This is a genomic window from Streptomyces sp. NPDC003011 (assembly GCF_053591515.1).
On record NZ_JBSFTY010000089.1, the window covers coordinates 1 to 12,130 of the forward strand.

General features: G+C 71.1%; 11 protein-coding genes and 1 pseudogene. 2 read left to right on the plus strand and 10 right to left on the minus strand.

Going from position 1 to position 12,130, the window contains the following annotated elements; genetic code table 11:
* Positions 1 to 138: 138 nt before the first annotated feature.
* Positions 139 to 1,239 (minus strand): annotated as a pseudogene (locus ACWD0J_RS33540) (serine hydrolase domain-containing protein); the annotation flags it as partial.
* 133 nt (positions 1,240 to 1,372) lie between these two features.
* Entirely contained in the window at positions 1,373 to 2,155 is a 783-nt protein-coding gene (locus ACWD0J_RS33545) for a DUF899 domain-containing protein (RefSeq protein WP_451499626.1), read from the minus strand.
* 228 nt (positions 2,156 to 2,383) lie between these two features.
* On the opposite strand from ACWD0J_RS33545, the gene ACWD0J_RS33550 reads away from it, so the two are divergent.
* The gene (locus tag ACWD0J_RS33550) at positions 2,384 to 2,581 is read left to right on the plus strand and encodes an alpha-L-rhamnosidase C-terminal domain-containing protein (RefSeq protein WP_451499647.1); all 198 of its coding nucleotides are present in this window, start codon (positions 2,384 to 2,386) and stop codon (positions 2,579 to 2,581) included.
* A 48-nt stretch (positions 2,582 to 2,629) separates the two neighbouring features.
* Here ACWD0J_RS33550 and ACWD0J_RS33555 read toward each other — a convergent pair whose 3' ends face one another.
* The 8 genes from ACWD0J_RS33555 to ACWD0J_RS33590 all read right to left on the minus strand — a co-directional run bounded on the left by ACWD0J_RS33555 (position 2,630) and on the right by ACWD0J_RS33590 (position 11,452).
* Positions 2,630 to 4,981 (minus strand): FdhF/YdeP family oxidoreductase, encoded by a 2,352-nt coding sequence (locus ACWD0J_RS33555; RefSeq protein ID WP_451499627.1) that lies wholly within the window; start codon positions 4,979 to 4,981, stop codon positions 2,630 to 2,632.
* A gap of 38 nt (positions 4,982 to 5,019) precedes the next feature.
* Complete coding sequence (locus ACWD0J_RS33560; RefSeq protein WP_451499628.1) at positions 5,020 to 5,538, minus strand: SRPBCC family protein; 519 nt, start codon at positions 5,536 to 5,538, stop codon at positions 5,020 to 5,022.
* Positions 5,539 to 6,162: 624 nt separating this feature from the next.
* The gene (locus ACWD0J_RS33565; RefSeq protein WP_451499629.1) at positions 6,163 to 7,539 is read right to left on the minus strand and encodes a ricin-type beta-trefoil lectin domain protein; all 1,377 of its coding nucleotides are present in this window, start codon (positions 7,537 to 7,539) and stop codon (positions 6,163 to 6,165) included.
* Between the two features lie 493 nt (positions 7,540 to 8,032).
* Complete coding sequence (locus ACWD0J_RS33570; RefSeq protein ID WP_451499648.1) at positions 8,033 to 8,920, minus strand: hypothetical protein; 888 nt, start codon at positions 8,918 to 8,920, stop codon at positions 8,033 to 8,035.
* A 533-nt stretch (positions 8,921 to 9,453) separates the two neighbouring features.
* On the minus strand, positions 9,454 to 9,939 hold the full coding sequence (locus tag ACWD0J_RS33575) for a hypothetical protein (protein WP_451499630.1): 486 nt from the start codon (positions 9,937 to 9,939) through the stop codon (positions 9,454 to 9,456).
* Positions 9,923 to 10,414 (minus strand): RNA polymerase sigma factor, encoded by a 492-nt coding sequence (locus tag ACWD0J_RS33580; RefSeq protein ID WP_451499631.1) that lies wholly within the window; start codon positions 10,412 to 10,414, stop codon positions 9,923 to 9,925. The genes ACWD0J_RS33575 and ACWD0J_RS33580 overlap by 17 nt, the downstream gene beginning before the upstream one ends.
* Before the next feature lie 37 nt (positions 10,415 to 10,451).
* On the minus strand, positions 10,452 to 11,123 hold the full coding sequence (locus tag ACWD0J_RS33585) for a class F sortase (protein ID WP_451499632.1): 672 nt from the start codon (positions 11,121 to 11,123) through the stop codon (positions 10,452 to 10,454).
* Positions 11,120 to 11,452 carry a sortase-dependent protein gene (locus tag ACWD0J_RS33590; RefSeq protein WP_451499633.1) on the minus strand — a complete coding sequence of 111 codons (333 nt, stop codon included), beginning with the start codon at positions 11,450 to 11,452 and terminating at the stop codon, positions 11,120 to 11,122. The genes ACWD0J_RS33585 and ACWD0J_RS33590 overlap by 4 nt, the downstream gene beginning before the upstream one ends.
* Positions 11,453 to 11,816: 364 nt before the next feature.
* Between ACWD0J_RS33590 and ACWD0J_RS33595 the strand changes: the two genes are divergently transcribed.
* Entirely contained in the window at positions 11,817 to 12,113 is a 297-nt protein-coding gene (locus ACWD0J_RS33595) for a hypothetical protein (protein WP_451499634.1), read from the plus strand.
* The last annotated feature ends 17 nt before the right edge of the window (positions 12,114 to 12,130 follow it).

Genomic DNA, 12,130 nt, shown 5'->3' on the forward strand with positions numbered 1-12,130 from the left:
CATGCTGAAGTACGAGGACGTGATCGACGCTCCGGTGGCGAAGCTGAAGGCCGCCGCCGACGACTGGTCGGAGATGGCGGGGAAGCTGGAGCGGCGCCCGTCCGCGGTGGAACCGGTGCGCACCGTGAACCCCTCCAAATCCCCGCCGTGGCCCCAGGTGTCGCCGCCGCAGGTCAGCGGCTGCTGCATCAGACCCAGGCCGTACCGCAGGCCGGGGAACCCCACTTCGAACTCCTTGCCGACGGGTACGGTCCTGCGCATCTCCGCGAGCTGGGCGGGAGGCAGCAGGCGCCCGCCCAGCAGGGCGGTGAGGAAGCGGTCGACGTCGCGTTCGGTGCCGACGAGGGCGGCGCCCGCATCCGCCCCGGAGGTGTTCCTGACCGTGGTGTCCGTCCAGGTGACCGAACCGGGGAACAGATGGTAGGTGTGCGCGTGCGGCGGCTTCAGGTACGGGTCGTCGCCGGGGGCGTAGGTGCCGGTCAGGCCGAGCGGGCGGATGATGCGGTCGCGCACCTCCTCGGCCCAGTGCCGTCCGGTGGCCTTTTCGATGATCATTCCGGCGAGGACGTAACCGGGGTTGGAGTAGTTCCAGTCGGGCTCGGGGTCGTCGGCCGGTGCGGGCGGGAAGTCCGGCGGGTGGCGCACCGCGCCGGCGATCAGCTGCTCAGGGTCCCAGTGGTCGAATCTGGTCCGCTCGAAATCGGCCGCGGTGTTGCCGGTGTCGTCCTCGGGACCGTAGTTGTGGAGGCCGCTGGTGTGCTGCAGCAGGTTCCTGACGGTGATGCGGCTGCCGTCGTTGCCGTTGCCGCTCACCACACCCGGCAGCCAGCGCTCGACGGTGTGGTCCAGGGACAGGCGGCCCTCGGCGACGAGTTGCAGCACCACGGTGGCCACGAACGTCTTGGTGACGCTGCCGATCCTGAACTCCGCCCCGCGCGGCACAGGGCGGCCGGTGTGCAGCTCGGCCTCGCCCGCTCCGGCGTGCACCGTACGGGCGCCGTCGCGCACCCGCACCGTGATGCCGACGAACCTGCCCTCCTCCAGGACGCGGGCCGCCTCGCGTTGAAGCTGCCCGGAGGTGAGCCGGCCGCCCCCGGTGTCCGCGGTGTCCGCGGTGTCCAAGGACACCGGGCGGGGAGCGGCCGCGGCACCGGACACCAGAGCCGTGGACGCGACGGCGGCAGCGAGCACAGCCGTGGTGACAAGCCGGGCCCGCGAGGTCTTCACTGTTGCCTTCATGCCCTCACACTCTGCCGGGGCGGGCCGGCCGCGCCCATGGTGGCAGCCTCCGGAGCGGGGTGGGGACACCTCCACGGCCGGGGCGGGGCCAGCCGGTAAGGGACGTCCGGGACGGGCCGAGGCGAGCGCCCTCTCAGTGGTGGTGACCGTGTCGGCCGAGGGTCTCCACGGGGGTCGCGCCCGGGCGGCTCCACTGCGGCACGGGGCGGCTGGTCGGGCCCCAGGCGGCGTTCCCGTCCGCGTCCGAGCGCCAGTACCAGCACGCGTCGCGCCCCTCGGGCCGGCCCTCGGGGCCGTCCTCCCACGCCTCGCCGCGGCCGGAGGGCGTCATGTCGAGCAGGGCGAGGGACCCGTTGACCGGCTCGTTGCCACGGCCTGTCGTGGAGTAGGTGAGGAACACGCGGTCGCCGTCGCGCAGGAAGCAGGTGAGGTAACCCATTTCTCCCCCGATCGGCGCGTCCACGTCACGCACCGAGTACCAGGGCTGGGTGTAGCCCATGAACGCGACGTAGGAGGCCACCTCGTCCCAACGGCCCGTGGTCAGGACGGCGAACGAGACGCCGCGGGCGTTGAGATAGAGCGCGTCCTTCAGGTGCCAGGCCGTGGTGGTGCAGCCCTCACACTGCCCCTGGTGCGGCGTGCCGTCGTACCACATGTGCTGGTAGACCACGAGCTCGTCGCGGCCCTGGAACAGGTCCAGGAACGGGACCGGGCCGTCGGGTCCGACGACCTCCACCGCCGGGTCGAGCTCCACCATCGGCAGCCGGCGGCGGGCGGCGGCGAGGGTGTCGCCCTCACGGGTGTGGGCCTTCTCGCGGACCAGGAGCTCGTCCCGGGCGGTCTGCCAGGTGGCCAGGTCAACGACGGGCGGGCGGCCGGGCGGCGCGGTGGTCGGGTCACTCGGCGTGGTCGTCATGGTGTCCTCCGTGGTGTCTGGTGCGGGGCACCGTCGTACGAGGCCCGTACGACGCCCGTACGACGCCCTACGACGGTCACCACAAGAGACTCCCGATCCGGCCGGAACTCATCGCACAGGACGCCCCCGTCCGAGCCGCCGCGCCCGCGTGGACCACGTCCTCTCCGTGACGACGGTGGGGAGGGGGCGTGAGTTGCTGAGGGACAGCGTGAACGCGCCAGCCGCAGGATCACGCGGGTGTCCGGCGCGTACGAGTCACCGTACGGCGAGAGCAGAAGCGAGTGGGCGCTCCGCGACGCGGGCCGGACCCTGGTGTACGACGTGCTCGTGCCCGCGAACAGCGAGGCGGCCTTCAGCCTTCCGGCCGCAGTGCCCTCGTACCGGATTGCGTCCGGCCGGTACCGACCGACCGCCGGCCTCCGCTGATGACGGCATGGCGCGTCGGTGACCGGTGGGAGGACCAGTTGTGCGCGCTCAGCCGCGATCGGCAGGGTCGCCGACTGACAGCCCCCGGGATGCGGATGCGGGCGGCCGGGATGCGGCAGGCTCCAGCCGGACCACGACTGCCTTCGACGTCGGTTGGTTGCTCTTGTCGGCCACGCTGTCCAGCGGCACCAGGACGTTGGTCTCGGGATAGTACGCGGCGGCGCAGCCCCGCGCGGTGGGGTAGGGGACCACGCGGAAGTCCTCGGCGCGGCGGTCGGCGTCGTCGGCCCACACGCTGACCAGGTCGACGCGCTGTCCCTCGGTCAGGCCGAGTGCGGCCACGTCCTGCGGGTGGACGAGGACCACCCGGCGGCTCCCGTGGATGCCCCGGTAGCGGTCGTTGGACGTGTAGGGAACGGTGTTCCACTGGTCGTGGGAGCGCAGGGTCTGCAACAGCAGGTGTCCCTCGGGGGCCCGCAGCATCTCCCCGTCGTTGGCGGTGAACAGCGCCTTGCCGACGGCGTTGTGGTAGATGCCCTCGTTGACGGGGTTCGGCAGCTGGATGCCGCCGGGACGTGTCACGCGCCGGTTGAAGTCGTGCAGTCCGGGGACGATGCGGGAGATGCGGTCACGGATCGCGCCGTAGTCGGCCTCGAACTGCTCCCACGGGATGTCGGCCGCCGTGCCGTCGAGGGCGCGGCGGGCCAGCCGGCACAGGATGGCGACCTCGCTGAGCAGCAGGGGCGAGGCCGGCTGGAGGCGGCCACGGGAGGTGTGCACCTCGCTCATCGAGTTCTCGACGGTGACGAACTGCTCCCCGTCGGCCTGGATGTCCCGTTCGGTGCGGCCGAGGGTCGGCAGGATGAGCGCGGTCTCGCCGCACACGGTGTGGGACCGGTTGAGCTTGGTGGAGATGTGGGCCGTCAGACGGCAGCCGCGCATGGCCTCTTCGGTGATCTCACTGTCCGGAGCGGCCCGGACGAAGTTGCCGGCCAGAGCGAGGAAGAACCTGACACGGCCCTCACGCATCGCCCTGATCGAGTTCACGGAGTCCAGCCCGTGGGCACGCGGCGGATCGAAGCCGAACTCGTCCCGGAGCGCGTCGAGGAACTCGTCCGGCATCTGCTCCCAGACGCCCATCGTGCGGTCGCCCTGCACGTTGCTGTGTCCGCGTACCGGGCAGGCGCCGGTGCCGGCCCTGCCGACGTTCCCGCGCAGCAGCAGGAAGTTCACCATCTCCCGGATGGTGGGGACGGCGTGCTTGTGCTGGGTGATCCCCATCGCCCAGCAGACGATGACGCGTTCGCTGCGCAGCACCTCGTCCCGGACCTGTTCGATCTCACCGCGGGTCAGACCGGTCGCGGCGAGGATGTCGTCCCAGTCGACGGTGCGGGCGTGCGCGGCGAACTCCTCGAAGCCCTTGGTGTCCGTGCGGATGAAGTCGTGGGCGAGCACCTGGCCCGGCCGGGCGTCCTCGGCCTCCAGCAGCAGCCGGTTGATCCCCTGGAACAGCGCCAGGTCACCACCGTTGCGGATGTGCAGGAACCGGTCGGCGATCTGGGTGCCGGGTCCGATCACCCCGCGGGCCTTCTGCGGGTTCTTGAACCTCAGCAGCCCGGCTTCCGGCAGCGGGTTCACCGCGATGATGCGGGCGCCGTTCCGCTTGGCCTGCTCCAGCGCGGACAGCTGGCGCGGGTGGTTGGAGCCGGGATTCTGTCCCACCACGAAGATCAGGTCGGCGTGGTGCAGGTCGTCGAGACTGACCGTTCCCTTGCCCGTGCCCAGCGTCTCGTGCAGGGCGAAGCCGCTGGACTCGTGGCACAGGTTGCTGCAGTCGGGCAGGTTGTTGGTGCCCAGCGCCCTGGCGAACAGCTGGAGAACGAACGCGGCCTCGTTGCTGGCCCGGCCCGAGGTGTAGAACACGGCCTCGTCGGGGGAGTCGAGTGACCTCAGCTCCGAGGCGAGCAGTTCGAAGGCGTCGTTCCAGCTGATCGGCTCGTAGGAGTCGGAACCCGGCCGCTTGACCACGGGTTCGGTGAGCCGTCCCTGCTGGTTCAGCCACTTGTCGGAGCGCCGGCTCAGCTCGGAGACCGTGTACGTGCGGAAGAAGTCGGCGGTGATGCGCCGGGACGTCGCCTCGTCGTTGATGTGCTTGGCGCCGTTCTCGCAGTACTCGTTGCGATGCCGGTGGCCCGGTGAGGGGTCCGCCCACGCGCACCCGGGACAGTCGATGCCGTCCACCTGGTTCATGGTCAGCAGCGTCTCCCCGGTGCGCCGGGGAGAGGTCTCCTCCAGGGAGTACTCCAGCGCGTGCACCACCGCGGGCACGCCCGCGGCCCACTTCTTCGGCGGAGTCACGGTCAGGGCCTCGTTCGGCTCCTCGCCGGGGGCCTTCTTCATCAGGTTGCCTCTCACTCACGCTGCTGCCGCCGGCGGAATCAGCCGACGGGCCAGCGGGCCACGCGGCTCCGGTGCGGCTTCGGTTCCTCGGGCCGTACGCGTCCGTCGCGGATGGTGCCCCGCCAGGCTCCGCTCTCCGCGCCCAGCCCCTCGATGTACTCCTTGAAGTGCCGCAGTTCTCCCCGTACGACACGGCCGACCAGCTTGGGAAGGACGCCGAGCACGCCGGTGGCGCCGCGCGGCGCGATCTCGATCCGGACAGTGACGGCCGTACCGTCCGCCGTGGTGGGCCGGAACGACACCTCGCCCCGGTGGACGGTGTGCCGTTCAAGACTTCGCCAGGTCACACGCGAGTCGGGTTCCTGTTCCACGATCTCGGCCTGGAACTCGCGGCGCAGGGGGCCGACGGCGAGGGTCCAGGTGAGGAGTGCGGGCCTGACCTGCTCGACCTTCTTCACCACGGTCATGAACCGGGGAAAGCTCTTGAACTGAGTCCACTGGTTGTACGCGGTACGCACCGGAACCGCGACCTCGATCGTTTCCTCAACGGTATGCATGGCCCACCCATCGTCAGGCGTCGCTTGCCCCAGTCTCACCGCACGTCCGGCCGGTCGCCACACGTCATCCCCCACCCAGCCGATGCCCGGTGCCGGCGCCCGCTGGTCCCCACGCGTCGCCCGGGGCGGCCACCCTGCGCCTGAAGGGACCGCTTCCCCTCCACCCTGTCCTTCGCCGGGCATCCGACTACCCGTGATCCAAGCTCCCTAACACGGAACGAGGCGGGTGAAGCCGTACCGGCCCGGCGGCGCCGAGCTCGCCCTGCCGCTGGACCGGCCCGCCGTCCGTTCCGGTGCTCCTGACATTGCCCGGCTGACACAACCAACCTGAACGCGTGGTGGCGGTTCCGTCCTCTGTGACGGCTGGTGACGTACTCGGCAACTGGAGCTCGGTGCGGAGCGTGCTCAGTAGACGACGGAGACGATCTGGCAGACGGCTTCCGCCAGGTGGCGCTCTCCGCTGATGCGGACTCGGGCGAGGGCGGTGCCGGGATCGATGCCGCGGCTGCAGAGGCGCCGGTTCTGGAGCGCCGTCCTCCGGGCTGCCGGCACCGCTGTGCCCGGGGCCAGGGGCCCGGCACGGGGCACAGCGGTGCCGGGGCTCCGCCGCTCAGCCCGGCTCGTTCAGGAACGGGTGAAGATCCACTCGTGGTTGTTCTGGCTCTCCGGAGCGCAGGGCCAGACGATCAGGTCGCGCGTCGCGTCGTCGGGGGCGTAGGAGTCCAGGCACTGGTTGTTGCTGGCGGCGTTACGTATCCAGAACGTTCCGTCGGACTGCTTGTCCAGCCACCACAGCTGGTTGTCCTTCGTGGTGCCGTCGCAGGGAAACTCCGTGACCTTTGTGGCACCTCCGACGCCCTGGTAGCCGGGCAGATCCAGGCACATGCTGTCCATGACGTTGCGGATCTGGAAGAGCGGTACCCCGCCGGGTCCGGCCTTGTCGTAGCGCTTCTCGACGTTCCACAGCTGGTTGTCGTCGGTGTTGCTGTTGCACGTCGCCTGTGTCACCGGCCCGTTCGCCGGGCCGCTGGTGAAACCGGGGATGTCCACGCAGGTGCGGTTGGTGTTGTTCTTGATCAGCACCCTGGTCAGGACCGCCGGCAGGTTGCTCGGCGCCTTCTTCACGACGGCCTTCTTCTCCCCGCTCGGCGAGGGGCTGGCTGCCGGGGCGGGCGCGGCGGCCTTCTCCGCGACCGGCGACGCGGACTCCTTTTCCTTCTTCTCCTCCTTCTTCTTCTCCGGATCCGACTTCGTCTTCGTCTTCGTCTTCGGCTTGGTGGGAGAGGGAGAGGGCGACTGGGTGACGAAGACGCCGGCCGGGCCGTCGGCCTCGTCCAGCACGGTGTCAGCGGCCGCCGTGTCGACGGCCTTGCGCTCCTCGTCCTTGCCGGTCGCGGTTATCAGCAGCGGCACGGTGATCAGGAGGGCGCCCGCGATCGCGGCACCGGCGAGCACCGGCTTGCGGGGGCGGCCGAGCCCGCTTCCGCTGGCACTGGTGGCGCCACCACCGTCCACGGCGGTCGCAGTGACCTTGCGCTGCCCCGTGGCCGCTGCGGCGGAGAGCTCCCGCGCGCCGTCCCTCTCCGTGGCGCCCTCGCCCTGGGCTTTCCCGGCGTCGCCCTTCTCTTCCTCGCCGGCCGTCGCCTCGCCGCTTTCCGGCTCCTGGGCCGTCACCTCTGCTCGCTGGGTGTCTGTGGCCTCCTCGGCCTTCTCACCGGTGGATGTTCCCTCGGCGTTGCCCGCATCGCCGGCCGGACCACTGGCGGCAGCACCGGCCTTCGGCCGGCCCGTCGACCTGGCGGGTCGGATTCCCTCATCGGTGTCGGCACCGGCCGCTGCTTCGCTCGCGGCAGCCCTCCCCGCATCGCTGCCTTCCGGCGCGGAGGCGGTAGAGGGCTCTCCGGCACCGGTGAGACGGGCCTCGACGCTCTCGGCGTCGGGTGTGGCGGCTACCGCCTTGCGGGCGGAGGAGTCCTCCGACGCCTGCTGCTGGTCGGACATGTACTTCCATACCTTTCTTCCAGGTGCAATGTGGAAGTTCCTGTAGATCGTCAGCGGCCGCCGGAAGCTGTTCCTGTGGGATGTTCATGTCGGCCAGGTGCTCGTGGAGGTGTGCGAGAGAGCAGAAGAAGATCCCCTTGGTCCATGCTTGCGGCTGTGCGGCGCGCTGCACAGAGCCGTGACCGGGGCGGCGCATCCCACCTGTGGGCCGGGCTCGACCCGGGATGCCTGGACACGGCTTATGCGGCTGGGGCCAGCGTAGTTGATGTTGCGTCCGGTGCTGTCGCGTAGACGATGGAACTCCCTGAGCGGAGGCCGGAGTTGCGGTGCTGAGGGGCGTCCGGTGGGTGTGGTGCTCTCTGGACGGTCTTCCTTGTTCGTCCTCGGCACGTTCGGGCGGGAACTGGGCTCGCAGTCGTCACCTGACGAACTGCCTCTCTCCGGCCACCTCGCGGTTCGCGCTCCACCCGGACCGGAACACCTGGCTGCCGCCTCAGGGCGTACTCGCCGGAGGCACGCCCAGCGGGCCGCCGTCCTGTCGAGGGGACCGGGGGTCTGCCGTTCCAGGGGTGGGAGAGGTCTCCAGGAACCGGTGGAGGGAAGCCGTCATGCTGGTGACGAAGGCATCGCATGTGGACTTGTCGACGTGGTCCAGCGACAGATAGGGGTTGAGGTCTTCCAGCTCGACCAGGAGGAGATCCCCGTCCTGGGTGCGGCAGGCGTCCACCCGCTGGATGCCGTGATCGAGGGTGTTCCAGTCGATGAAGCGCCGGGCGAAGGCGAGGTCGTCCTCGGTGGGCTGGTACGGCTCAAGCGCCCAACGGCGGTCGGGGTCGGGGGAGTACAGGGCGTACTGGATGGCGTCGTCGACGTAGTAGAACGACACCTCGTAGCGGAAGTCGATGCGGGGCTGCACCAGGACGCCGCCGTAGGCGACGCCGTCCAGCCTGTCCCGCGATACGAAGTCGAGGCCGATGGAGTCCGCTCCGGCCTTCGGTTTGACCACGTACTGGTCGCTCTCCGGCAGCAGTTCGCGATCCTGGGGCCTGTCGATGGTGGGGATGACGGGATACCCGGCTGCGGTCAGATCCAGCAGGTACTGCTTGCCCGCCATGTCGGCCCGGCCGGTCTGCGGGTTGTAGATCCGTGTACCGCGCGCTGCTGCCTGGTCCCGGAAGGCGTCGTACTCCTTCTGGTAGTGCAGTACGGGGCCGCTGTTGCGGACGACCACCGCGTCGAAGCCGTCCATCAGCGCGACGGTGTCGAGCGGGTGGCACAGGGCGATGTCGAAGGTCTTCCGCAGCCGGGACGACAGGAGGATGTCCTCGTCGCAGTAGCGCCGCCCACGGGCCTGATAGGCGAGGTCGGTGACGTACAGCATGCGCGGGCGGACGGTCACGGGGCATCTCCTGGGTCGTGGACGGAGTCCGGCCATCTTCCCAGCCCCGGGGTCGGTCACGGCTGCTCCCTGCCGCCCCGCTCGGCCGCCGGCACCGCGGGGTTGCGCGCGATGGGCTTGTGGGCGTGCACCGGTGCACCGGAAGCTTGCCGATGGCCGTACGCGGAGGCGTCGGTCGGGGTGCGGTCGTCCGCCGTTGCCGGCGCTCCCCTTCGACGGCGGCGGAGGCACGACGTCGCAGGACCTCCGGGTGTCGGGACCTCGACCAGGGTGCGCAGCGTGGGGTGCACGCCGGGCTCGCCCACGGATAGGTGTCAGGACGTACCGGATCCGGTGATGCCTCCGCCTGGCCCGGCCGGTTTTCTGTGGTGGCGGGCGCGCGCAGGCGGACGTACGAGCAGCGAACGGGTCTTCTCATCGGGGCAGCAGCGGACGAACGTGTCCTTCGCGTGGGGAGGCGGGGGTGCGGTCGGCCGAGGTCGGCTTCCGTTCGGCGAGCGGCGGCACGTGACGGATCATCGCTCGGTCGGAGCAGCCGCGCCGCCGTACAGCGAGGGCGTGGGCACGGTGCTCGGCAGGGGCGACGGTTCGTCCCCGGGCGCGCTTGTCGGAACCTGGCTGGCGGTGGACGGGGTGTGCGGCTCGGCCGACGGCGCCGGGGGCGCGGAAGCCTCGGGTGTGGTCCCCCGCGAGGGGTCGCGGGGCGGGGCGGGAGTCGGTGACGCCGTCGGCGTGGGGGCCGGAGCCAGCGGAGCTGTCGGGCGCGTGGGCGGCGCCGGGGCCGCCCAGTGGAGCGGCAGGGTGACCAGAGCGGCTGCGGCAGCGGTCGCGGCGGCACCGGCCGCGGCACGGAGCAGGCGTCGGCGGGACGCCGCCCGGCGGATCGCCTCGTAACGGCCGGGGGGCGGACCCAGGTAGTCGGCGCCCGGACGCAGCACGACCAGCAGCGGATCGTCGTCGTCCCGCTCGAACTCCGGGTCGTCCTCAAGGCGTGTGGTCAAGGCTCCTCCTCAGGTGGGCGCGGAGCAGTTCGCGGGCCGCGTGGAGGTCGGCCTTGACGGTTCCTTCCTTGCGTCCGGTCAGCACGGACACCTCCCGGATCGGCATGTCAGCGTAGTAGTGGAGAAGGATCGGTACGCGCAGTCGCTCCGGCAGGGACTGGACGAGCAGGCGTACGGAGGGATCGGCCTGCTCGGGGTGGGGGCGGACGGCGACCTCGGCGGTGACCCGGCGCACCGTCCGGCGCTCGCGCTCCAGCTTGCGCCAGTGGTCACGGACGAGGTTGGCGGCGGTGACGTAGAGGAAACCACGGGGCTCCTCCACGGTCGCCCAGCGGGCCCAGAGCCGGGTGAACGCCTCCGAGGCGATCTCGTGGGCCGTCCCGTCGTCGTCGACGAGCCGGCGGCACCAGCCGGCGAGGCGCGGATACAGGGCGGCGAACAGTTCGGACGCCGCCCTGTCACGGGACCGTTTCAACGCTCTCCATGGTCGTGAGGGTATGCGGTACGCACGGTCACCGGGCCGTGGGACTTGTCGCGTTCGTCGTCGCGTTCGGCGTCGCGCTCAGCTCGGCGAAGACGATCACGTTGTCCCGGTACTCCTGGCCGGCCCGGGGGCCGCCGCAGGTGATGAGCCGCAGCTCCGGGCGCTTCACATCCCCGTAGACGTCGTCCGTCGGAAAGTCGGCCTTGGCCACCGTCCGTACGGCGGTGACGGCGAACTCGGCGACCGCGCCGTTCTCCAGGCGCGCCTCGATCCGGTCGCCCCGGTGCAACCGCGTGAGGTGGCGGAAGACGCCGTCCCCGTGGGTGCCGACTGTGACGTGACCGAGGATGACCGACGGCCCGACCTGGCCCGGCGTCGGCGAGTGCCGGTACCAGCCCGCGCGGTCGTCGTCCGTGAGGGGCGGGACCTCCGCCGTGCCGTCCGGCGCCAGCCCCAGCCGCATCACCGGGGTGTCGACCCCGATCGCCGGGATGCGCAGAGCGACCGGGACCGCCCGCTCCAGCGACCACACCGACTTCGCGGGGGCGTGCGCGGACGGAGTCGTGGTCGTGGAACGTGCCGGCGCGGCCCCGTCGCTCCCTCGGCCGCCTTCCCTGCCGCCCCCTTGGCCGCCGCCGCAGCCCGCGAGCAGCGCGGCCAGCCCGGCGGTGCCAAAGGCGCGCCTGGAGAGCGGGGTCATGCCCCGGTCGCCGCCCGTCGGCGGCGTACGACGAAGAGGGCCGCGCCGCCCGCGACGAGCACCGCACCGGCACCCGCGCCGATCAGCCCTTCGTCGCTCCCGGAGGACCGCGACGCCGCCACTCCGGTGTCGGGCGCGCCCTCGGGCACGGCGGAAACCTGGCCGTCCCCGGGGGACGGTGCCAGGGACGGCTCGGCGGTGGGGCTCGGCGTGCTCGCGGTCGCAAGGTCGGAGGGGACCGGGGTGGGGTCGTCGGCGAACGCGGGTGTGGTGCCCGCGAGTACGGCGGTGCAGGCCAGTGCCGCGGCACTGAGGATGGTTCGGCGCATCGGGTCGCTCTCTCTCGTCGGTCCGCGCGGATGTCGCGTGGGCGTGGGGTGCGAACGTGGATCGGACGGAGAGACGAGGCGGCGGTGGGGCGGGTTGTAAAGAGACGGCAAAGTCGCGGGTGTCGTCCTCAGGCTGCTCCGGGCCGCGCCTTCCGCGCCGGCCCGAACGAAGTCGTATGTGCCACAGGCCTTCATAGCGAGCCGCCGCGGTGCCGCGCCCGGCGGAGAACGACCACGCCGTCCACGGATGACAGTGGCTTGCGGCATGGCGGGTCCGCACGGCATGCGTGCACGGGCGCTCGGTTGGCGGTCCGCTGGTGGAGGGAGTGGACTGGGAGGAAACAAACGAGGAGGTGCATACCCGATGTCGGTCATCATGGTGCATGAGATGCCGGGTGTAACCCAGGCCCAGTACGAGCAGGTCACCGACCAGGTGAGCGGCGGCAAGGGTGGCCTCGGCTCGCGGGCCGACTATCCGGTTGCGGGCCTGCTCTCGCACGCCGCCGGCCCCACCGCCGCTGGATGGATCGTCGTCGACGTCTGGGAATCGGAGGAAGCCCTTCAGCAGTTCTCCGAACGTCTCCGGCCCGCCCTCAAGGAAGCGGGCGTGCCTGAGGGCCAGCCGAAGATCTACTCGGCCTTCAACGTCATCACCGACTAGGACCCTGTTCGCCCTGG

What these genes read in the sequence shown, in the direction of transcription:
- ACWD0J_RS33545 (WP_451499626.1), bottom strand. Translation starts at nt 2,155, where the DNA reads ATGACGACCACGCCGAGTGACCCGACCACCGCGCCGCCCGGCCGCCCG.
- ACWD0J_RS33555 (WP_451499627.1), bottom strand. Translation starts at nt 4,981, where the DNA reads ATGAAGAAGGCCCCCGGCGAGGAGCCGAACGAGGCCCTGACCGTGACT.
- ACWD0J_RS33560 (WP_451499628.1), bottom strand. Translation starts at nt 5,538, where the DNA reads ATGCATACCGTTGAGGAAACGATCGAGGTCGCGGTTCCGGTGCGTACC.
- ACWD0J_RS33565 (WP_451499629.1), bottom strand. Translation starts at nt 7,539, where the DNA reads ATGTCCGACCAGCAGCAGGCGTCGGAGGACTCCTCCGCCCGCAAGGCG.
- ACWD0J_RS33570 (WP_451499648.1), bottom strand. Translation starts at nt 8,920, where the DNA reads ATGCTGTACGTCACCGACCTCGCCTATCAGGCCCGTGGGCGGCGCTAC.
- ACWD0J_RS33585 (WP_451499632.1), bottom strand. Translation starts at nt 11,123, where the DNA reads ATGACCCCGCTCTCCAGGCGCGCCTTTGGCACCGCCGGGCTGGCCGCG.
- ACWD0J_RS33590 (WP_451499633.1), bottom strand. Translation starts at nt 11,452, where the DNA reads ATGCGCCGAACCATCCTCAGTGCCGCGGCACTGGCCTGCACCGCCGTA.
- ACWD0J_RS33595 (WP_451499634.1), top strand. Translation starts at nt 11,817, where the DNA reads ATGTCGGTCATCATGGTGCATGAGATGCCGGGTGTAACCCAGGCCCAG.